The 19,722-nt window shown below is 65.5% G+C and carries 22 protein-coding genes; all 22 read left to right on the top strand.

Annotated features, from left to right (window positions below; genetic code table 11):
* Positions 1-19: 19 nt before the first annotated feature.
* The 22 genes from GLS40_RS17995 to GLS40_RS12560 all read left to right on the top strand — a co-directional run bounded on the left by GLS40_RS17995 (position 20) and on the right by GLS40_RS12560 (position 19,627).
* A complete protein-coding gene (locus tag GLS40_RS17995) occupies positions 20-826 on the top strand; it encodes an endonuclease (RefSeq protein ID WP_235905919.1) in 807 nt (268 codons plus the stop codon).
* A gap of 12 nt (positions 827-838) precedes the next feature.
* On the top strand, positions 839-1,078 hold the full coding sequence (locus GLS40_RS12660; RefSeq protein WP_328598900.1) for a DUF5337 domain-containing protein: 240 nt from the start codon (positions 839-841) through the stop codon (positions 1,076-1,078).
* Between the two features lie 4 nt (positions 1,079-1,082).
* Positions 1,083-2,378, top strand: a complete 1,296-nt coding sequence (gene nuoF / locus GLS40_RS12655) for an NADH-quinone oxidoreductase subunit NuoF (protein WP_160383100.1) — start codon at positions 1,083-1,085, stop codon at positions 2,376-2,378.
* Between the two features lie 9 nt (positions 2,379-2,387).
* Positions 2,388-3,008 (top strand): DUF3291 domain-containing protein, encoded by a 621-nt coding sequence (locus GLS40_RS12650; RefSeq protein ID WP_328598899.1) that lies wholly within the window; start codon positions 2,388-2,390, stop codon positions 3,006-3,008.
* Entirely contained in the window at positions 3,005-3,712 is a 708-nt protein-coding gene (locus GLS40_RS12645) for a class I SAM-dependent methyltransferase (protein WP_160383099.1), read from the top strand. The genes GLS40_RS12650 and GLS40_RS12645 overlap by 4 nt, the downstream gene beginning before the upstream one ends.
* The gene (locus tag GLS40_RS12640; RefSeq protein WP_160383098.1) at positions 3,712-4,083 is read left to right on the top strand and encodes a hypothetical protein; all 372 of its coding nucleotides are present in this window, start codon (positions 3,712-3,714) and stop codon (positions 4,081-4,083) included. The genes GLS40_RS12645 and GLS40_RS12640 overlap by 1 nt, the downstream gene beginning before the upstream one ends.
* Complete coding sequence (locus tag GLS40_RS12635; protein ID WP_160383097.1) at positions 4,074-4,574, top strand: DUF3291 domain-containing protein; 501 nt, start codon at positions 4,074-4,076, stop codon at positions 4,572-4,574. Before GLS40_RS12640 ends, GLS40_RS12635 begins: the two co-directional genes overlap by 10 nt.
* Before the next feature lie 130 nt (positions 4,575-4,704).
* Positions 4,705-5,103 (top strand): DUF5333 domain-containing protein, encoded by a 399-nt coding sequence (locus GLS40_RS12630; RefSeq protein WP_160383096.1) that lies wholly within the window; start codon positions 4,705-4,707, stop codon positions 5,101-5,103.
* 6 nt (positions 5,104-5,109) lie between these two features.
* A complete protein-coding gene (gene nuoG, locus GLS40_RS12625) occupies positions 5,110-7,128 on the top strand; it encodes an NADH-quinone oxidoreductase subunit NuoG (protein ID WP_160383095.1) in 2,019 nt (672 codons plus the stop codon).
* Between the two features lie 203 nt (positions 7,129-7,331).
* Positions 7,332-7,670 (top strand): hypothetical protein, encoded by a 339-nt coding sequence (locus GLS40_RS12620; RefSeq protein ID WP_235905913.1) that lies wholly within the window; start codon positions 7,332-7,334, stop codon positions 7,668-7,670.
* 20 nt (positions 7,671-7,690) lie between these two features.
* Complete coding sequence (gene nuoH / locus GLS40_RS12615) at positions 7,691-8,731, top strand: NADH-quinone oxidoreductase subunit NuoH (protein ID WP_160383094.1); 1,041 nt, start codon at positions 7,691-7,693, stop codon at positions 8,729-8,731.
* 1 nt (position 8,732) lies between these two features.
* Positions 8,733-9,227: an NADH-quinone oxidoreductase subunit NuoI gene (gene nuoI, locus GLS40_RS12610; protein ID WP_160383093.1), complete on the top strand. Its 495-nt coding sequence runs from the start codon at positions 8,733-8,735 to the stop codon at positions 9,225-9,227.
* Between the two features lie 36 nt (positions 9,228-9,263).
* Positions 9,264-9,671, top strand: coding sequence for a carboxymuconolactone decarboxylase family protein (locus GLS40_RS12605; RefSeq protein WP_160383092.1), 408 nt, complete (start codon positions 9,264-9,266; stop codon positions 9,669-9,671).
* Complete coding sequence (locus GLS40_RS12600) at positions 9,668-10,276, top strand: NADH-quinone oxidoreductase subunit J (RefSeq protein ID WP_160383091.1); 609 nt, start codon at positions 9,668-9,670, stop codon at positions 10,274-10,276. The genes GLS40_RS12605 and GLS40_RS12600 overlap by 4 nt, the downstream gene beginning before the upstream one ends.
* 167 nt (positions 10,277-10,443) lie before the next feature.
* Entirely contained in the window at positions 10,444-10,911 is a 468-nt protein-coding gene (locus GLS40_RS12595) for a hypothetical protein (RefSeq protein WP_160383090.1), read from the top strand.
* A gap of 14 nt (positions 10,912-10,925) precedes the next feature.
* Positions 10,926-11,231: an NADH-quinone oxidoreductase subunit NuoK gene (gene nuoK, locus GLS40_RS12590; RefSeq protein WP_160383089.1), complete on the top strand. Its 306-nt coding sequence runs from the start codon at positions 10,926-10,928 to the stop codon at positions 11,229-11,231.
* A 4-nt stretch (positions 11,232-11,235) separates the two neighbouring features.
* Positions 11,236-13,389, top strand: a complete 2,154-nt coding sequence (nuoL, locus tag GLS40_RS12585) for an NADH-quinone oxidoreductase subunit L (RefSeq protein WP_160383088.1) — start codon at positions 11,236-11,238, stop codon at positions 13,387-13,389.
* Entirely contained in the window at positions 13,389-14,933 is a 1,545-nt protein-coding gene (locus GLS40_RS12580; protein ID WP_160383087.1) for an NADH-quinone oxidoreductase subunit M, read from the top strand. Before nuoL ends, GLS40_RS12580 begins: the two co-directional genes overlap by 1 nt.
* A 12-nt stretch (positions 14,934-14,945) precedes the next feature.
* Positions 14,946-16,385, top strand: coding sequence for an NADH-quinone oxidoreductase subunit NuoN (nuoN, locus tag GLS40_RS12575; RefSeq protein WP_160383086.1), 1,440 nt, complete (start codon positions 14,946-14,948; stop codon positions 16,383-16,385).
* Complete coding sequence (locus GLS40_RS12570) at positions 16,382-17,155, top strand: biotin--[acetyl-CoA-carboxylase] ligase (RefSeq protein ID WP_160383085.1); 774 nt, start codon at positions 16,382-16,384, stop codon at positions 17,153-17,155. Before nuoN ends, GLS40_RS12570 begins: the two co-directional genes overlap by 4 nt.
* A 28-nt stretch (positions 17,156-17,183) precedes the next feature.
* Entirely contained in the window at positions 17,184-17,963 is a 780-nt protein-coding gene (locus GLS40_RS12565) for a type III pantothenate kinase (protein ID WP_160383084.1), read from the top strand.
* Complete coding sequence (locus GLS40_RS12560) at positions 17,960-19,627, top strand: ribonuclease J (protein ID WP_160383083.1); 1,668 nt, start codon at positions 17,960-17,962, stop codon at positions 19,625-19,627. The genes GLS40_RS12565 and GLS40_RS12560 overlap by 4 nt, the downstream gene beginning before the upstream one ends.
* Positions 19,628-19,722: the final 95 nt, after the last annotated feature.

Genomic DNA, 19,722 nt, shown 5'->3' with positions numbered 1-19,722 from the left:
ATCACGAGAGGGGACTGAGATGGACATGAACACGGCCGAAGGACGCTGCAGGGCGATCTGCTGGATTGTCGGTGCCGTGGTGGCCATCATCGCCTATGTCCTGTTCCGGCCCGCCCTGGCCATCCTGCTGGCCCTGATCGTGGCCCTGGTGCTGGGCGTGATCGTGGCCACGGTGCTGATGCGGCTGTTCTGTGTGGGCAAGGCGGGGTCCGCGCCCTCCGAGGCGCTGTCGCCCGATGCGGTGGCGCCTCCGGCCTCGGCGCCCGTGCCGGGGGCAGGGGCCGCGCTCACCGCCGATCCGGCCCTGGGCGCGCAGGGCGGCGCGCCGGTGGCAACCGCGGCCACCCCGCCGGTCCCGGCGCCCGAGCCCGTGCGGGAGGACACCGTGGCCCCCGCGGTGGACGCGATGCCGGTCGAGGACGAGCCTGCGGAGGTGCCGGACGCCCCGGCAAAGATGGCGAAGATGCCCGATATCTCGGACCCCGAGGTCGAGGATGCGGATGCCGGCACCGCCGCCGATATGGCGGTTCCGGGCGAGGGGAGCCGCCCCGAAGGTCTGACCGCCCCGCGCGACGGGCAGGCGGACGACCTGAAGCGGATCAAGGGTGTCGGCCCCAAGCTGGAGCAGCTGTGCAACCAGATGGGGTTCTGGCACTTCGACCAGATCGCCGCCTGGGGGGCGGAGGAGGTCGCCTGGGTCGACCAGAACCTGGTCGGCTTCAAGGGCCGGGTCAGCCGGGACGACTGGGTCGGGCAGGCCAAGCTGCTGGCCACCGGCGCAGAGACGGAATTTTCCAAACGCGTCGACAAGGGTGACGTGTATTGACCGATGGACGGAATGAACAGGGAAGACACCGAACGGGCCTATGCCCGCAAGGGCCGCACCGTGGGGCTGGCGATCGCCGCGACCATGGTGATCTGGCTGGGCGGTACCACGCTGGTGGCCGCCATGGGCTGGCAGGCGCGTTACGTCTTCCTGTTCGACCTCGCCGCGATGGCCGCATTCGTGTGGATTTTTGCGGTGTTGTGGCAGATGTGGCGCTTGCGCCAGGAATTGAAAGACAGCGGGCAGAGGTAATGTGATGCTCAAGGACCAGGACCGGATTTTCACGAACCTCTACGGGATGCATGACCGTACCCTGAAGGGCGCGCAGCAGCGCGGCCATTGGGATGGCACGGCGGGCATCATCCAGAAGGGGCGCGACTGGATTGTCGACCAGATGAAGGCCAGCGGCCTGCGCGGCCGGGGCGGCGCGGGCTTCCCCACCGGCCTCAAGTGGTCGTTCATGCCCAAGGAAAGCGACGGTCGGCCGGCCTATCTGGTGGTGAACGCGGATGAATCCGAACCGGGCACCTGCAAGGACCGCGAGATCATGCGCCACGATCCGCATACGCTGATCGAGGGCTGCCTGATCGCCTCTTTCGCGATGAATGCACATGCCTGCTATATCTACATCCGCGGCGAATACATCCGCGAGCGCGAGGCCCTGCAGGCCGCCATCGACGAAGCCTATGACGCGGGCCTGGTGGGCAGGAATGCCGCCGGGTCGGGCTGGGATTTCGACATCTACCTGCATCACGGCGCCGGGGCCTATATCTGCGGCGAGGAAACCGCCCTGCTGGAAAGCCTTGAGGGCAGGAAGGGTATGCCCCGGATGAAGCCGCCGTTCCCGGCGGGCGCGGGCCTTTACGGCTGCCCGACCACGGTGAACAACGTCGAATCCATTGCCGTGGTGCCGACGATCCTGCGGCGCGGGCCGGAATGGTTCGCAGGCTTCGGCCGTCCGAACAACGCGGGCACCAAGCTATTTGCCATCTCGGGCCATGTGAACAATCCCTGCGTCGTCGAAGAGGCGATGTCGATCACCTTCGAAGAGCTGATCGAGCGTCACTGCGGCGGCATCCGGGGCGGGTGGGACAACCTGCTGGCGGTGATCCCCGGCGGGTCCTCGGTGCCCTGCATCCGGGGCGAGAACATGAAAGAGGCGATCATGGATTTCGACTATCTGCGCGAGCAGCGGTCGGGTCTGGGCACGGCCGCCGTGATCGTGATGGACAAGTCCACCGACATCGTGAAAGCGATCTGGCGCCTGTCGAAATTCTACAAGCACGAAAGCTGCGGCCAGTGCACGCCCTGCCGCGAAGGCACCGGCTGGATGATGCGCGTGATGGACCGCCTGGTGACCGGCGATGCCAGCGTCGAGGAAATCGACATGCTGATGGACGTGACCAAGCAGGTCGAGGGGCACACGATCTGCGCCCTGGGCGATGCGGCGGCCTGGCCGATCCAGGGCCTGATCCGCAACTTCCGCGACGAGATCGAGGACCGGATCAAGCACAAGCGCGGCGGGTCCGCCGGCGTCCTGGCGGCGGAGTGATCTGACCGGATGGCGGGGATCAGGTTCACGATGCCGGGACAGGCGCAGCCCGGGGCGACGGCCGGGGCGGCACCCGTTCAGACGGGCGCGGCCTTGGCCAAGGGGCGCGCGCGCCCTGGCGGCCTGCGCCCCGCCGCGTCCGGCATGCACCTGGCCGAGTTCAACATCGGCGTGCTCAGGCACGACTGGGACGATCCCCGCGTCGCGGATTTCGCTGACAATATCGACCGCGTGAATGGCGTCGCGCGCCGCAGCCCCGGCTTTGTCTGGATGCTCGGCGACGACGAGATGGAAGCCGCGCAAACCGATGGCGAGGGCGTGCTGGGCGGCAACCCGAGAACCGCCAGCACCCTGTCGGTCTGGACCGATGCCGGGTCGCTGGGCGATTTCGTCTTCAATACGGTGCACAAGCTGTTCTACCGGCGCGGCCCGGAATGGTTCGAAGAGCAGACCGGCCCGCGGTTCGTGATGTGGTACGTGGCGCCCGGCACCCGTCCGACAATCGAAGAGGCCAAGGCGCGGATAGATCACTACGGTGCGCATGGCGACAGCGATCATGCCTTTGGCTGGTCTTACTTGAACATGGGTGCAGGCTATCGCTGGCACCCCTGCACGGAGGATGCGGCATGAAACGGTTCGAATTCGACCCCGACGGCGATGTGGCCGAGGATATCCGCACCAAATACGGCCACGACAGCGATCTGCTGAAGATCTACGCCGGGACCAAGGATGTGCAGGTGAACAAGTGGCACCATTACATCCCGATCTATGACCGCTACTTCAGCCCCTATCGCGGCAAGCCCATCAAGATGCTGGAAATCGGCGTCAAGAAGGGCGGGTCGCTCAAGATGTGGCGCGAATATTTCGGTGACGAGGCGATCATCTACGGCATCGACATCGACGAGAAATGCCGCGAATTCGACGGTCAGGCCGCTCAGGTGCGCATCGGCTCGCAGGACGATCCCGAATTCCTGGACGAGGTGGTCGACGAGATGGGCGGGGTGGACATCGTGCTGGATGACGGCAGCCACGTGATGCAGCATATCATGGCCTCGCTCATGGCGCTTTATCCGCGGCTGTCGAACGGCGGGCTCTACGCGATCGAGGACCTGCACACGGCCTTCTGGCCCGGCTTCGGCGGCGGGCTGAAATCGCGCGGCAACTTCTTCAACCGGGTGCGCCGGATGGTGGATGACATGCACCGCTGGTACCACGACGGCAAACCGACATTTCCGCAGATGGACAAGGCCATCTCGGGCATTCATATCCATGATTCCATGTGTCTCTTCGAAAAGGCCGAGATACCGAAACCGACGTTCTCCCGGGTGAAATGATGAAGGCAAGTTCCGCTCTCCCGCGCCTCTGCGCGGCCGTCTGTGTCCTGGCTCTTGCGGCCGGGGCCGGCTGTTCGCGCAACAACCGGGTGCTGGTGAACAACAATGCCTTCGACGGCGTCTATTTCCGCGCCAGCCTGACCGCCGACAAGGAAAACCCGCAGCGGTTCTCGGTCCTGGTGCGCAACGCGGCCCGCACGCTCAAGGGCGCGAAGGAGGCCGGGCGCTACGAGGCGACGAAGTACTGCGCCAAGTATTACGGCTGGTCCGAGGTCGATTGGGCCATCGGCCCCGAGACGCCGGATGCGCAGCTGCGCCTGAACGAAGACGGCGACCTGATCCTGAACGGGGAGTGCACGGGATGGGTGTGAAGCCGGGCCATCACCTGGCCGAGCTGAACATCGGCCGCCTCGTCGCGCCGACCGACGACCCGCGCGTGGCCGAATTCATGGCCGCGCTCGACCGGATCAACGGGCTGGGCAAGCGGATGCCCGGTTTCGTCTGGATGATGGAGGGCTCGGGCGAGCCTGGCACCGGCAATACCGAGACCAAGCTGGAGGGCGATCCCCGGTTCGTCAGCAACCTGACGGTCTGGGACAGTGTCGAGAGGCTGGAGCATTTTGTCTGGAACACCCTGCACCGCCAGTTCTACGAGCGCCGGGCCGAGTGGTTCGAGGTGCTCGGCGGGATGCATTTCGTCATGTGGTGGGTCCCCGAGGGGCATGAGCCCACCATCGACGAGGCGATGGAGCGTCTGGCCCATCTGGAGCAGCATGGCGCCAGCGCGCACGCATTCGACTGGGCCTGGCTGAAAGAGGCCCGCCTGTGGCGCGAGCGCAGCTGCCGGGTTGCGGCCGAGTGAGTGAAGTGATGCGCATAACCCCTTGTTCATCCGGCTGTTATTGCATAGCAGCGGGCATGAAACCCATCTGGGGGACAGATGGGGGCTGCACTGGCGCGGCCCTCTTGTCCTGCACGAAGGGAGAAGACTGATGCGCATGATCCTGGGCCTTGCCCTTGCCACGATGATCGCCGTGCCGGCCGCCGCCAAGGTGCCGCTGCGCGAGGTGTCGGAAATCGACGACAACATGCTGTGGGTCGCGCTTGCGATCGAGATCAGCGACCGCTGCGACGCCATCTCGCCCCGCACGCTGAAGGGGCTGAGCTATCTCTTCGGCCTGAAGAACCGGGCTGAATCGCTGGGCTACACCCGCGCCGAGATCAAGGCCTATGTCGACAGCGATGCCGAAAAGGCGCGCATGCGCCAGCGGGGCGAGGCCTATGTGCGCGCCCGCGGACTGAACCCGGATAGTGACGCGGACCTCTGTACCCTGGGTCTGCAGGAAATCGAGAAAGGCTCTCAGGTGGGCGCCTTCCTGAGAGCAAAGTGAGGTAGTATGGCTGACCTTCGCAAGATCGTCATCGACGGCACCGAGATCGAGGTCGATCCGGCACTGACCCTGATCCAGGCCTGCGAACAGGCCGGGGTCGAGATCCCCCGCTTCTGCTACCATGAGCGGCTGTCGATCGCGGGCAACTGCCGGATGTGTCTGGTCGAGGTCGTGGGCGGGCCGCCGAAGCCCGCCGCCTCCTGCGCGATGCAGGTCAAGGACCTGCGCCCCGGGCCGGAAGGCGCGCCGCCGGTGATCAAGACCAACAGCCCGATGGTCAAGAAGGCCCGCGAGGGGGTGATGGAGTTCCTGCTCATCAACCACCCGCTGGACTGCCCGATCTGCGACCAGGGCGGCGAATGCGACCTGCAGGACCAGGCGATGGCCTATGGCGTCGACTTCTCGCGCTACCGCGAGCCCAAGCGCGCCAGCGACGATCTGGACCTGGGTCCGCTGGTCGAGACGCATATGACGCGCTGCATCTCCTGCACCCGCTGCGTGCGCTTCACCACCGAGGTGGCGGGCATCACCCAGATGGGCCAGACCGGCCGGGGCGAGGATGCCGAGATCACCAGCTACCTGAACCAGACGCTGGATTCGGAACTGCAGGGCAATATCATCGACCTGTGCCCGGTGGGCGCGCTGGTCTCCAAGCCCTATGCCTTTACCGCCCGCCCGTGGGAGCTGACCAAGACCGAGACCATCGACGTGATGGACGCGCTCGGCAGCAACATCCGGGTGGACACCAAGGGCCGCGAAGTGATGCGCATCCTGCCGCGCAACAACGACGGCGTGAACGAGGAATGGATTTCCGACAAGACCCGTTTCGTCTGGGACGGGCTGCGCCGCCAGCGGCTGGACCGGCCCTATGTGCGCGTCGACGGCAAGCTCAAACCCGCCACCTGGCCCGAGGCGCTGAGCGCCGCCGCCACGGCGATGAAGGGCAAGAAGGTTGCCGGTCTGGTGGGTGACCTCGCCTCGACCGAGGCCGCCTTTGCGCTGAAATCGCTGGTCGAAAGCCTGGATGGAACGGTCGAATGCCGCACCGATGGCGCCAAGCTGCCGGCGGGCAACCGGTCGGCCTATGTCGGCACGGCGACGATCGAGGATATCGACAGCGCCGCCTATATCATGCTGATCGGCTGCAATCCCCGGGCCGAGGCGCCGGTGCTGAACGCCCGGATCCGCAAGGCCTGGCTGAATGGCGCGCAGGTGGGCAGTATCGGGGTCGATGCCGATCTGACCTATGATCATTTCAGCATGGGCAGCGACCGCAAGGCGCTGGCCGATCTGGCCCAGCACGAATTCTCCGAGGTCAAGGAAAAGAACTCGGTCATGATCGTGGGGCAGGGCGCCCTGACCGGCGACGACGGCGCAGCCGTCCTGGCCGAGGTGATGACCGCCGTCGAACGCACGAACGGCAAGCTGCTGGTCCTGCACACCGCCGCCGGCCGTGTCGGCGCGATGGATGTGGGTGCGGTGACCGAAGGCGGGATGCCCGCCGCGCTGGACGGGGCCGAGGTGGTCTATAACCTGGGCGCCGACGAGATCGACATCGCCGACGGGCCCTTCGTGATCTACCAGGGCAGCCACGGCGACCGGGGCGCGCACCGCGCCGACGTGATCCTGCCCGCCGCCGCCTGGACCGAGGAGAACGGCCTGTTCGTCAACACCGAGGGCCGTCCGCAGCTGGCGCTGCGCGCCGGATTCGCCCCGGGCGAGGCGAAAGAGAACTGGGCCATTCTGCGCGCCTTTTCGGCCGAGCTGGACGCCGTCCTGCCCTTCGACAGCATGGCGCAGCTGCGCCGCGCGATGGTCGAGGCGGTGCCGCATCTGGCGCAGGTCGACGCGGTGCCGGACAACGCCTGGCAGATGCCCGAGGCGGGATCGCTGGGCGAGGGCGACTTTACCCTGGCGGTGAAAAGCTTCTACCTCACCAACCCGATCGCCCGCGCCTCGGAGGTGATGGCGGATCTGGCCGCCCGGGCCAGCGCGCGCAACACCGCGCCCCTGGCGGCGGAATGAAGACAAGGGCCGGCATAACGGTGGTGGCGCTCCTGTCGCTGGTCTCCTGCATGGGAGACAGCGGAGAGGACGTGCCGCCCGCCGGGCTGGATGCCCTGCCGGCCGCGCCCGAGGTGCAGTCGATGGCGCTGGACCCGGCGGCGGAAACGCTTCCCGGCGAACCGGTCGCGATGGCCGATGCCGCCTCTGCGGCCGGGGCGCAGATGCCCGAGGCCGGGGACGAAGCGCCCTTCGACCCGAAATATCAGGGGATCGAGACCCGCCTTCTGGATGGCGACCTCGTTTCCTTCAACGTCCGCATGCGCGGCGCCCGCACGGGCGAGGACGTGTCGCGCTATGCCGAATGTGCTGCAGCGCAGTACACACTCATCCGCGGTTACGGTTTCGCGCGGCATGTCCGCACGAAAGTCGCGGAAACGGGTGGCCTCTGGCAGGCAGATGCGGTTTATACGATCTCGGAATCGCTGCCCAAGGGATTCAAGACGATAGATGCAGAGGTGACGACCGCCGCCTGTGTCGAATCGGGGATACCGACGGTATGACGGCAGGTATGTGAGGACAGATGGCTGAGTTCTTTTCATCCAACCCACTGGGGATCGCGCTTCTGATCATAGGGCAGGTCCTGCTGATCGTCGTACCACTGCTGGTGGCACTGGCGTTCCTTCTCTATGCGGATCGCAAGATCTGGGCCGCGGTCCAGCTGCGGCGCGGGCCCAACGTGGTTGGCGTCTTTGGTCTGATGCAGAGTTTCGCGGACTTCCTGAAATACATCACCAAGGAAGTGGTGATCCCGGCGGGCGCGGACAAGGCCGTGTTCATCATGGCGCCGCTCACCAGTTTCGTGCTGGCGATGATCGCCTGGGCGGTGATCCCGTTCAACGACGGCTGGGTGCTGTCGGATGTGAATGTCGCCGTGCTCTACGTCTTTGCCGTCTCCTCGCTGGAGGTCTACGGCGTGATCATGGGCGGATGGGCGTCGAACTCGAAATACCCGTTCTTGGGCTCGCTGCGCTCGGCGGCGCAGATGATTTCCTACGAGGTGTCGCTGGGCCTGATCATCATCGGGATCATCATCTCGACCGGTTCGATGAACTTCGGCGACATCGTGCGCGCACAGGACGGCAACCTCGGGCTGCTGAACTGGTACTGGCTGCCGCATTTCCCGATGCTGTTCCTGTTCTTCATCTCGGCCCTGGCCGAGACCAACCGCCCGCCCTTCGACCTTCCCGAAGCGGAATCCGAACTGGTGGCGGGCTATCAGGTGGAATACAGCTCGACCCCGTTCCTGCTGTTCATGATCGGCGAATACGTCGCAATCGTGCTGATGTGCGCGCTGGTCTCGCTCCTGTTCTTCGGCGGCTGGCTGTCGCCCATCCCCGGGCTGCCCGATGGGTTCCTGTGGATGGCGTTCAAGATGCTGGCGGTCTTCTTCATGTTCGCCATGGTCAAGGCCATCGTGCCGCGCTTCCGCTATGACCAGCTGATGCGCATCGGGTGGAAGGTCTTCCTGCCGCTGTCGCTGGGCTGGGTCGTGATCGTGGCGTTCCTTGCGAAATTCGAAGTCCTCGGCGGGGCATGGGCCCGCTGGACGATTGGAGGCTGACATGGCGAATGTCGACTACGCACGCGCAGCCAAGTACTTTCTGCTGGCGGATTTCTTCAAGGGCTTCCGCATGGGCTTCAAGTACCTGCTCAAGCCCAAGGCCACGCTGAACTATCCGCATGAAAAGGGCCCGCTGAGCCCGCGTTTCCGGGGCGAACACGCCCTGCGCCGCTATCCCAACGGCGAGGAACGCTGCATCGCCTGCAAACTGTGCGAGGCGATCTGCCCCGCGCAGGCCATCACCATCGACGCCGAACCGCGCGAGGACGGATCCCGCCGGACGACGCGCTACGACATCGACATGACCAAGTGCATCTACTGCGGCTTCTGCCAGGAAGCCTGCCCGGTGGATGCCATCGTCGAGGGCCCGAATTTCGAGTTCTCGGCCGAGACGCGCGAAGAACTGTATTACGACAAGGCCAAGCTGCTGGCGAACGGCGACAGGTGGGAAGCCGAAATTGCCCGCAACCTGGAACTCGATGCGCCCTACCGATGATCCGTCCCCTGGGACATAAGCCCGAAAGCGTCTGTGATGAGTGATGCGAAGACCCCCTTCGAGATGATGATCGAGCAGGCGCAGGCGATGGCGAAGGCGATGAACCCGGCGCTTGAGAATTTCACGCCCAAGTCGTTCGAGTCGATGTGGCCGACGCTGCCCAAGGAATGGATGGAGGTCGCCTTTGGCAAGGCCTTCAACAAGGAGGGGCTGGACAGCAAGACACGGCTGTTCCTGACCCTGGCCGGGCTGACCATGCAGGGCGCCCAGGCCGAAAGCCAGATCAGGATCACCGTACGCCACCTGCTGGAGTCCGGTGCGACAAAACAGGAAGTGGCCGAGGCCATCGCGCAGATGTCGATGTTCGCGGGCATTCCGGCCATGACCAAGGCGGCCGGCCTCGCCAAGGAGGTCATGGACGAAGGAGAGGAAGACAAGGAATGACCATCGCCACGCTATCCTTCTATCTCTTCGCGATCTCGCTGCTGGCCGGCGGGCTGTTCACCGTGATCAGCCGCAACCCGGTGCATTCGGTGCTCTGGCTGATCCTCAGCTTCCTCTCGGCGGCGGGGCTCTTCGTCCTGCTGGGGGCGGAGTTCGTGGCCATGCTGCTGATCATCGTCTACGTCGGCGCGGTTGCGGTGCTGTTCCTCTTCGTCGTCATGATGCTGGATGTCGACTTTGCCGAGCTCAAGGCCGAGATGGCGCGCTACATGCCGCTGGCCCTGCTGATCGGTGTCATCCTGCTGATGCAGTTCGGCCTGGCCTACGGGTCCTGGGCCGAGGCCGAGACCGCGCAGAGCGCGCGCCAGGCCATCACGCCCGACGGGGTCGAGAACACCGCCGCCCTGGGCCTGCTGGTCTATGAGCAGTATTTCCTGGCATTCCAGCTGGCCGGGCTGATCCTGCTGGTCGCGATGATCGGGGCGATCGTGCTGACCCTGCGCCACCGGGTGGACGTCAAGCGCCAGAACGTGCTGGCGCAGATGTGGCGCGACCCGGCCAAGGCGATGGAGCTGAAGGACGTCAAGCCGGGGCAGGGGCTCTAGGCGTGACACGCCCCGGCGCAGGCCGGGGCCCCGCGCCCCCGGGGCGCAGCGGAACGGCCGCCCCCGCAACGGGGCAGATCACAAGGTCCGGCAGGGACCGACAGGACGGCGCGGGTGACAGGCCCGCACAATGGCCCCGCGGGGCCGGACACAGGAATGGGACAGCGATGCGGTCTGCGAACCGAACAGCCATCCGGACGACGGGCGCCCTCGGGGCCGCCCTGGCGCTTGGCGCCGCTCCGGCGGTGGCGACGGTGCTCAGCCTGCCCTGCTATTACGACGACGCCAGCGGCACCCTTGCGATGCCCGGCACTCCGGCGGCGGAAAACGGCGACATCGTCGAGCCCTATACGCTGGAAAACGGCTTTGTCGCCTGGGACTGGTGGGGCCGGGAGATCACCGGCACGGTGCCGAAGCTGAGCGTGGTGGAACATTGCGCCACGGGCCGCGCGCTGGTGGTCAGCTATGGCACCCGCGCGCCGGTCGCGGCACATGACGCCTGGCGCGACAAGGTGTTCGGCGAGACGCCCGCCACCCTGCGCCAGATCGGCGAGGCGGTGGCGGAACTGGGCGGTTCGGCCCGCACGGGCAAAAGCGGGTACGGCGACTGCGCCTGTACCCAAATGGGATACTAGGACGGACGAGAGAGATGATCGGCATAGAACATTACCTCACCGTGGCGGCGGCTCTGTTCGTCATCGGCATCTTCGGGATCTTCCTCAACCGGAAGAACGTGATCATCCTGCTGATGTCGATCGAACTGATCCTGCTGGCGGTGAACATCAACCTCGTGGCCTTTTCGTCCTTCCTGGGCGATCTGGCGGGGCAGGTCTTCACCCTCTTCGTGCTGACCGTGGCCGCGGCCGAGGCCGCCATCGGTCTGGCGATCCTGGTCTGTTTCTTCCGCAACCGTGGCACCATCGCGGTTGAAGACGTCAACGTGATGAAAGGCTGAACGCATGGTTTCGATCATCCTCTTCGCGCCCCTGCTGGGCGCGATCATCGCGGGCTTCGGCTGGCGCATCGTCACCGAACGCGGCGCCATGTGGATCACCACCGGCCTGCTGTTCCTGGCCTGTTTCTTCTCGTGGATCGTCTTCCTGTCCTTCGACGGGGTGACGCAGCACATCCCGCTGCTGCGCTGGATCGAAAGCGGCACGCTGGCCACCGAATGGTCGATCCGGCTGGACCGGCTGACGGCGATCATGCTGATCGTGGTCACCACCGTCTCGGCGCTCGTGCACCTCTACAGCTTCGGCTACATGGATCACGACCCGCAGTGGAAGGACGGCGAAACCTACAAGCCGCGCTTCTTTGCCTATCTGTCCTTCTTCACCTTCGCGATGCTGATGCTGGTGACGGCGGACAACCTCGTCCAGATGTTCTTTGGCTGGGAAGGCGTGGGCGTCGCCTCCTACCTGCTGATCGGCTTCTACTACCGCAAGCCCTCGGCCAATGCCGCCGCGATCAAGGCCTTCGTGGTCAACCGGGTGGGTGACTTCGGCTTCGCCCTCGGGATCTTCGCGCTCTACTTCATGGTCGACTCGATCAACTTCGACGATATCTTTGCCGCCGCCCCCCACCTTGCGGGGATGGAGCTGAGCTTCCTCGGCTTTGGCTGGGGCGCGACCGAGATCATCGTGATGCTGCTCTTCATCGGCGCCATGGGCAAGTCGGCGCAGCTGCTGCTGCACACCTGGCTGCCCGACGCGATGGAAGGCCCGACCCCGGTGTCGGCGCTGATCCACGCGGCCACCATGGTCACTGCCGGTGTCTTCATGATGTGCCGCATGTCGCCGCTGGTGGAATTCGCGCCCGACGCCAAGTCGATCGTCGTCTTCATCGGCGCCACGACCGCCTTCTTCGCGGCAACCGTGGGTCTGGTGCAGAACGACATCAAGCGCGTGATCGCCTATTCGACCTGTTCCCAGCTGGGCTACATGTTCGTGGCGGCGGGTGTCGGCGTCTACAGCGCGGCGATGTTCCACCTTCTCACCCATGCCTTCTTCAAGGCGATGCTGTTTCTCGGCGCCGGCTCGGTCATCCACGCGATGCACCACGAGCAGGACATGCGCAACTACGGCGGGCTGAGGAAGAAGATCCCCTATACCTTCTGGGCGATGATGATCGGCACGCTGGCGATCACCGGCGTCGGCATCCCGCTGACCCACATCGGCTTTGCCGGGTTCCTGTCCAAGGATGCGATCATCGAAAGCGCGTGGGCCGGCACGGCGGGGGGCTACGGCTTCTGGATGCTGGTCATCGCGGCACTGTTCACCAGCTTCTATTCCTGGCGGCTGATCTTCATGACCTTCTACGGCATCCCGCGCGGCGACAAGCACACCCACGATCACGCGCATGAAAGCCCGATGGTCATGCTAGTTCCGCTTGGCGTGCTGGCGCTTGGCGCGGCCCTGTCCGGGATGATCTGGTACGGCTCGTTCTTTGGCGACCACAACAAGGTCAACGCCTTCTTCGGCCTGCCGCATCACGCGGAATCCTCGGAAGAGGGCCACGGCGAGACGGCCGCGGCCGGGCATGGCGACACGGCGGCCGGCGAAAGCCACGGCGAGACGGCGATGGCCGACACCGCCCACGGCGCCACCGCAGAGGCTGCGGCCGATGCCGGTCACGGCGCGGATCTCGGCGCTGGCATGGCCCCGCAGGGCGCGATCTACATGGGCGAGGACAACCATGTTATGGACGAGGCGCACCATGCCCCCGTCTGGGTCAAGGTCAGCCCCTTCATCGCGATGGTGATCGGGTTCGTGCTGGCCTATGTCTTCTACATCGTCGACGTGACGATCCCGGCCCGCCTGGCCGAGAACCAGCGCCCGCTGTACCTGTTCCTGCTGAACAAGTGGTACTTTGACGAGCTCTACAACTTCATCTTCGTGCGCCCCGCGTTCTGGATCGGCCGCTTCCTGTGGAAGCGCGGCGACCAGGGCACGATCGACGGCGGGATCAACGGGCTGGCGATGGGGATCATCCCCTTCTTCACCCGCCTCGCCGGCCGGGCGCAGTCCGGTTACATCTTCACCTATGCCTTCGCGATGGTGATCGGGATCGCGGTCCTCGTCACCTGGATGTCGATCGGCGGAGGAGCGGAATAATGGCGAACCTCCTTTCCATCACCTGTTTCATCCCCGCGGTCGCGGCGCTGATCCTGGCCATCTTCCTCAGGGGTGAGGACGAGGCGGCACAGCGCAATGCCAAATGGGTGGCGCTGATCGCAACCTCGCTGACCTTCCTGGTCTCGCTCTTCATCCTCGCGGGGTTCGATCCGGCCGACACCGGCTTCCAGTTCGTCGAGGAACGCGACTGGCTGCTCGGCCTGCAGTACAAGATGGGCGTCGACGGGATCTCGGTCCTCTTCGTGCTGCTCACGACCTTCATCATGCCGCTGGTCATCGCGGCCAGCTGGGACGTGGACAAGCGGGTCAAGGAATACATGATCGCCTTCCTGGTGCTGGAAACGCTCATGCTGGGCGTGTTCATGGCGCTGGACCTGGTGCTGTTCTACCTGTTCTTCGAGGCCGGCCTGATCCCGATGTTCCTGATCATCGGCATCTGGGGCGGGGCGAACCGGATTTACGCATCCTTCAAGTTCTTCCTCTACACCTTCCTCGGCTCGGTCCTGATGCTGGTGGCGATGGTCGTGATGGCGGCGCAGGCCGGCACCTCGGACATCCCGACGCTGATGACCTTCGAATTCGGCTCGGAAACCTTCTCGCTGCTTGGCATCCAGGTCGTGGGCGGGCTGCAGACGCTGCTGTTCCTGGCCTTCTTCGCCAGCTTCGCGGTGAAGATGCCGATGTGGCCGGTGCACACCTGGCTGCCTGACGCGCACGTGCAGGCCCCCACGGCCGGTTCGGTCGTGCTGGCGGCGATCCTGCTGAAGATGGGCGGCTACGGCTTCCTGCGCTTCTCGCTGCCGATGTTCCCGGTCGGGTCCGAGGTCATGGGCCCGCTGGTCTTCTGGATGAGCGCCATCGCCATCGTCTACACCTCGCTTGTCGCGCTGGTGCAAGAGGACATGAAGAAGCTGATCGCCTATTCGTCGGTCGCCCACATGGGCTATGTCACCATGGGCATCTTCGCGGCGAACCAGCAGGGCGTGGACGGCGCGATCTTCCAGATGCTGTCGCACGGCTTCGTCTCGGGCGCGCTCTTCCTCTGCGTCGGGGTGATCTACGACCGGATGCACACCCGTGAGATCGACGCCTATGGCGGCCTGGTGAACCGGATGCCGGCCTATGCGATGCTGTTCATGCTCTTCACCATGGCCAACGTCGGCCTGCCGGGCACCAGCGGGTTCGTCGGCGAATTCCTGACCCTCATGGGCATCTTCCAGGTCAACACCATCATCGCCGCCGTGGCGACGCTGGGCGTGATCCTCTCGGCGGCCTATGCGCTGTGGCTCTACCGCCGGGTGGTCATGGGCGACCTGATCAAGGAAAGCCTGAAGACCATCACCGACATGACCCGCCGGGAAAAGGCGATCTTTGCCCCCCTCGTGGTCATGACCATCCTGCTGGGGGTCTACCCCAGCCTGGTGACCGACATCATCGGCCCCTCGACCGAGGCGCTGGTTTCCCACTACGAGACTGCCACCGCCGAGTTCAATGGCTCGACGGATGTGGCGGCATCGCACTGACGGAGCGACGAGATGCAGGCTGATCTGAACGTCATCCTTCCCGAAATCATCCTGTCGCTCTATGCGATGGGGGCGCTGCTGGCGGCGGTCTACACCACCAAGGACAAAGCGGCGGGGCTGATCACCTGGGCGACCTCGGCGGTCTTCGTGCTGCTTGGCGTCTGGATCATGGCGACCGTGGGGGACGAGGATGTCACCGCCTTCAACGGCATGTACATCGACGACGGCTTTGCCCGCTTCGCCAAGGTGGTGATCCTGTTCTCGGCCGCGGCGGTGCTGGTCATGGGCCAGGAATACATGGCCCGGCGCGGGATCCTGAAGTTCGAATATCCGGTCCTCGTCACCCTTGCCGTGGTCGGCATGATGGTGATGGTGTCGGCGGGCGATCTGATCATGCTCTACATGGGGCTGGAGCTGCAGTCGCTTGCGCTCTACGTCGTGGCCTCGCTGCGCCGCGACAGCGTGAAATCGACCGAGGCGGGGCTGAAATACTTCGTCCTCGGCGCGCTCAGCTCGGGCCTGCTGCTCTATGGCGCCTCGCTGATCTACGGTTTCTCGGGCACGACGCTGTTCTCGGGCATCATCGGCGCGGCGGGCGAGGGCTACACCCCGATCGGCCTGTTGCTGGGCCTGGTCTTCATGCTCTCGGGCCTGGCGTTCAAGGTCTCGGCCGTGCCGTTCCACATGTGGACACCCGATGTCTACGAGGGCGCGCCGACCCCGATCACCGCCTTCTTCGCAACCGCGCCCAAGGTCGCGGCCATGGGCCTCTTTGCCCGGGTCGTCTACGATGCCTTTGGCGGCGTGGTGGGCGACTGGCAGCAGATCCTGGCCTGCCTGTCGGTGCTGTCGATGTTCCTGGGTGCGATCGCGGCGATCGGCCAGACCAACATCAAGCGCCTGATGGCCTATTCCTCGATCGCGCATATGGGCTATGCGCTCATGGGCCTCGCTGCGGGGACCGAGCTGGGCGTGCAGGCGATGCTGATCTACATGGCGATCTACGTGACCATGAACATCGGCACCTTCGCCTTCATCCTGACGATGGAGCGGGACGGCGCGCCGGTGGTCGATATCGCCTCGCTCAACATGTATTCCAGGCAGCAGCCGGGACGGGCCTTCGCGGTGCTGATCCTGATGTTCTCGCTGGCCGGCGTGCCGCCGCTGGTGGGCTTCTTCGGCAAGCTGTACGTGCTGCGCGCGGCCTATGACGGCGGGTTGGCCTGGCTGGCGGTCGCGGGCGTCGTGGCCTCGGTCATCGGGGCGTTCTACTACCTGCGGATCGTGTTCTACATGTACTTCGGCTCCGAGGGCTCGACCCTGGAAACCGGGCGTTCGCCCGTGCTCTGGACGCTGCTCATGGGCTCGGCCGCGATCATGGTGCTGGGGATGATCAACCTCTTCGGCATCGAAGCGGCGGCCGCCTCGGCCGCGATGACGCTGGTTCAGTGACACCGGGCCAACCGGATGCCTATGCGGGCTGGCCTTCGGGCTATGCCCGCGTGGTGCTGCCGGAAACCGACAGCACCCTGAACGAGGCCGAGCGCCGGTTCGACGACCTGACCGGCCCGACCTGGATCCTGGCCCTGCGTCAGACCCAGGCGCGCGGGCGCCGGGGCAAGGCCTGGACCCATCCCAAGGGCAATTTCGCGGCCACGCTGGTGCTGCCGCTGGACGAACCGCCGGGCCGCGCGGCGCTGCGCAGCTTTGTCACCGCCCTGGCCGTCTATGACGCTTTCGTCGCGCTCAGCGGGCGGGCCGAACCGTTCCAGCTGAAATGGCCCAATGACGTGCTGCTGAACGGCGGCAAGGTGGCCGGCATCCTGCTGGAGAGCGTGCAGCGCAGGGGCCGCGTCGTGGGCCTGAGCATCGGCATCGGCGTGAACCTGGCCGAGGCGCCCGATCCCGCGACTCTGCCCGCGGACGCGCTGCGCCCGGTGGCGCTGGCGCAGGAGACCGGCGCGCTGGTCACGCCCGAGGATTACCTGGCGGTCCTTGCCGAAACCTATGCCGCCCACGAGGCGAGCTTTGCCGTGCTGGGCTTTGCCCCGATCCGCCGCCTGTGGCTGGACCGGGCCGCACGGCTGGGCAGCGAGATCCTGGCCCGCACCGGCACCGCCGAGACGCGCGGCATCTTCGAGACCATCGACGACGACGGACGGCTGATCCTGCGCACCGGCGCCGGGCGGCAGGCCATCGCGGCGGCAGACGTCTTTCTGTGACATCCATCCCCGGGGAGGGGGGAGATCCATGCTTCTCGCCATCGACTGCGGCAATACCAATACCGTGTTTTCCATCTGGGACGGGGAACGTTTCCTCTGCACCCTGCGCACCTCGACCGAACACCAGCGGACGGCGGACCAGTATTACGTCTGGCTCTCGACCCTGCTGGCGCATCACCGGATCCCGATGGAGATCGACGCGGTCATCATCTCGTCCACCGTGCCGCGCGTCGTGTTCAACCTGCGCGTCCTGTCGGACCGCTATTTCAACTGCCGCCCGCTGGTGGTGGGCAAGCCGGAATGCCTGCTGCCCAAGTTGCCGCGGGTGGACGAGGGCACGCAGGTCGGGCCCGACCGGCTGGTGAATTCGGCCGGTGCCTTCGACCGCTATGGCGGCGATCTGATCGTGGTGGATTTCGGCACCGCCACCACCTTTGACGTGGTGGCCCAGGACGGGGCCTATGTCGGCGGCGTGATCGCCCCGGGGGTGAACCTGTCGCTGCAGGCCCTGCACGAGATGGCGGCGGCGCTGCCCCATGTCGACGTGACCAAACCGCAGAAGGTGATCGGCACCAATACCGTCGCCTGCATGCAATCGGGCATCTTCTGGGGCTATGTGGGCCTCGTCCGCGGGGTCTGCGACCGGATCCGGGGCGAATATGATCGCCCGATGCGTATTATCTCGACCGGCGGGCTTGCGCCGCTCTTCGGACAGGGCGATACGCTCTTCGATGAATTTGACGAATTCATAACCATTCACGGATTGCGCATCATCTACGACTTCAACAAGGCACAGGGTAACGTATGACATCCGACAGATTGATCTACCTCCCTCTCGGCGGCGCCGGGGAGATCGGGATGAACGCCTATGTCTACGGATACGGCAAGCCGGGGGAGGAACGCCTGATCCTCGTCGATATCGGCGTGACCTTTCCCGACATGGACGGCACCCCGGGGGTGGATCTGATCCTGCCGGACATCACCTGGCTGAAGGAACGCCGCAACCAGCTGGAGGCGGTCTTTATCACCCATGCGCATGAGGATCACGTGGGCGCCGTCGGGCACCATTATGAATCGCTCGGCGCCCCGATCATCGCCCGCGCCTTTACCGCGAATATCGCGCGCGGCAAGCTGTCGGAATACGGGATTCCGGACAAGGCGGTGCGCACCGCCTCGGCCTGGCCCGAGCAGGTCAGCTTTGGCCCGTTCAAGGTGGGCTTCCTGCCGATCTCGCATTCGATCCCCGAAAGCTCGGCCCTGGTGATCGACACGCCCGCCGGGCGGGTCATCCACACCGGCGATTTCAAGCTGGACGCCAACCCCCTGGTGGGCGAGGCCTTCGACCCCGATCTCTGGGCCGAAGTGGCCAGGCCCGGGGTGCGCGCGCTGGTCTGCGACTCGACCAATGTCTTTTCGCCCGCGCCGGGCCGGTCGGAATCGACCCTGGGCCCCAATATCCAGGCGCTGATCGCCAGCGCGCCGGGGATGATGGTTTCGACCACCTTCGCCAGCAACGTCGCCCGGGTAAAGACACTGGCCGAGGCGGCGGATCGCGCCGGCCGGTCGGTCTGCCTGCTGGGCCGCGCCATGCGGCGGATGATCGAAGCCTCGATCGAAACCGGCGTGCTGACCGATTTCCCCAAGGTGGTCAGCCCCGAGGACGCCCAGTCGATCCCGCGCGAGAACCTGATGCTGATCGTCACCGGCAGCCAGGGCGAGCGGCGCGCGGCCTCGGCCCAGCTGGCGCGGGGCAAATACCTGGGCTTCGAGATGAAGGAGGGGGATACCTTCCTCTTTTCCTCCAAGACCATTCCCGGCAACGAAAAGGGCGTGATCCGCATCATGAACGCCTTTTCGGAAAAGGGTGTCGAGATCGTCGACGACAACGGCGGGATGTACCATGTCTCGGGCCATGCCAACCGGCCCGACCTGGAGCGCATGCACCAGATTGTGGATCCGCAGATGGTGATCCCGATGCATGGCGAACACCGCCACCTGCGCGAACATGCCAAGCTGGCGAAATCGCTGGGGCGCGAGGGGATCATCGCGGTCAACGGCACGATGCTGGACCTGTCGGGCAATGCGCCCACGGTGGCCGAATATGTCGAGACCGGGCGCACCTATCTTGACGGGTCGACCCAGATCGGCGCGATGGACGGTATCGTGCGCGACCGGATCCGCATGGCGCTGAACGGGCATGTCACCGTGACCGTGATCATAGACGAGGATGACGAACCGCTGGGCGATCCCTGGTGCGACGTGATGGGCCTGGCCGAGATGGGCCGCAGCCGTGCGCCGCTGGTCGATGTGATGGAAGAGGACCTGAGCCAGTTCCTGAACCGGGCCGGGCAGGCCACCCTCACCGATGACGACAAGCTGGGCGAGGCCCTGCGCCGCGTCGTCCGCCAGACCGCGCAGGACGAGATCGGCAAGAAGCCCGAGGTCACCGTGGTGGTCAGCCGCCTGAGCTGAGAGCGGGGGCCAGGGGCAACTCGGCGGGGCCCCGGCGCGGGGGCCGGGGCGTGTCGGGCTGCGATGTGAAGGCTTGGCGCGATATCTTGGCGTTG

It is taken from the genome of Pseudooceanicola pacificus (assembly GCF_009789075.1).
GTDB lineage: Bacteria > Pseudomonadota > Alphaproteobacteria > Rhodobacterales > Rhodobacteraceae > Pseudooceanicola > Pseudooceanicola pacificus.
Note: the sequence above shows the minus strand (reverse complement) of the source record. Positions and strands in the feature narration are given on the sequence as shown.

Excerpts from the sequence above, each read along its gene's own strand:
- GLS40_RS17995 (WP_235905919.1), top strand. The coding sequence starts at position 20 with ATGGACATGAACACGGCCGAAGGACGCTGCAGGGCGATCTGCTGGATT.
- GLS40_RS12660 (WP_328598900.1), top strand. The coding sequence starts at position 839 with ATGAACAGGGAAGACACCGAACGGGCCTATGCCCGCAAGGGCCGCACC.
- nuoF (WP_160383100.1), top strand. The coding sequence starts at position 1,083 with ATGCTCAAGGACCAGGACCGGATTTTCACGAACCTCTACGGGATGCAT.
- GLS40_RS12650 (WP_328598899.1), top strand. The coding sequence starts at position 2,388 with ATGGCGGGGATCAGGTTCACGATGCCGGGACAGGCGCAGCCCGGGGCG.
- GLS40_RS12645 (WP_160383099.1), top strand. The coding sequence starts at position 3,005 with ATGAAACGGTTCGAATTCGACCCCGACGGCGATGTGGCCGAGGATATC.
- GLS40_RS12640 (WP_160383098.1), top strand. The coding sequence starts at position 3,712 with ATGAAGGCAAGTTCCGCTCTCCCGCGCCTCTGCGCGGCCGTCTGTGTC.
- GLS40_RS12635 (WP_160383097.1), top strand. The coding sequence starts at position 4,074 with ATGGGTGTGAAGCCGGGCCATCACCTGGCCGAGCTGAACATCGGCCGC.
- GLS40_RS12630 (WP_160383096.1), top strand. The coding sequence starts at position 4,705 with ATGCGCATGATCCTGGGCCTTGCCCTTGCCACGATGATCGCCGTGCCG.
- nuoG (WP_160383095.1), top strand. The coding sequence starts at position 5,110 with ATGGCTGACCTTCGCAAGATCGTCATCGACGGCACCGAGATCGAGGTC.
- GLS40_RS12620 (WP_235905913.1), top strand. The coding sequence starts at position 7,332 with ATGCCCGAGGCCGGGGACGAAGCGCCCTTCGACCCGAAATATCAGGGG.
- nuoH (WP_160383094.1), top strand. The coding sequence starts at position 7,691 with ATGGCTGAGTTCTTTTCATCCAACCCACTGGGGATCGCGCTTCTGATC.
- nuoI (WP_160383093.1), top strand. The coding sequence starts at position 8,733 with ATGGCGAATGTCGACTACGCACGCGCAGCCAAGTACTTTCTGCTGGCG.
- GLS40_RS12605 (WP_160383092.1), top strand. The coding sequence starts at position 9,264 with ATGAGTGATGCGAAGACCCCCTTCGAGATGATGATCGAGCAGGCGCAG.
- GLS40_RS12600 (WP_160383091.1), top strand. The coding sequence starts at position 9,668 with ATGACCATCGCCACGCTATCCTTCTATCTCTTCGCGATCTCGCTGCTG.
- GLS40_RS12595 (WP_160383090.1), top strand. The coding sequence starts at position 10,444 with ATGCGGTCTGCGAACCGAACAGCCATCCGGACGACGGGCGCCCTCGGG.
- nuoK (WP_160383089.1), top strand. The coding sequence starts at position 10,926 with ATGATCGGCATAGAACATTACCTCACCGTGGCGGCGGCTCTGTTCGTC.
- nuoL (WP_160383088.1), top strand. The coding sequence starts at position 11,236 with ATGGTTTCGATCATCCTCTTCGCGCCCCTGCTGGGCGCGATCATCGCG.
- GLS40_RS12580 (WP_160383087.1), top strand. The coding sequence starts at position 13,389 with ATGGCGAACCTCCTTTCCATCACCTGTTTCATCCCCGCGGTCGCGGCG.
- nuoN (WP_160383086.1), top strand. The coding sequence starts at position 14,946 with ATGCAGGCTGATCTGAACGTCATCCTTCCCGAAATCATCCTGTCGCTC.
- GLS40_RS12565 (WP_160383084.1), top strand. The coding sequence starts at position 17,184 with ATGCTTCTCGCCATCGACTGCGGCAATACCAATACCGTGTTTTCCATC.
- GLS40_RS12560 (WP_160383083.1), top strand. The coding sequence starts at position 17,960 with ATGACATCCGACAGATTGATCTACCTCCCTCTCGGCGGCGCCGGGGAG.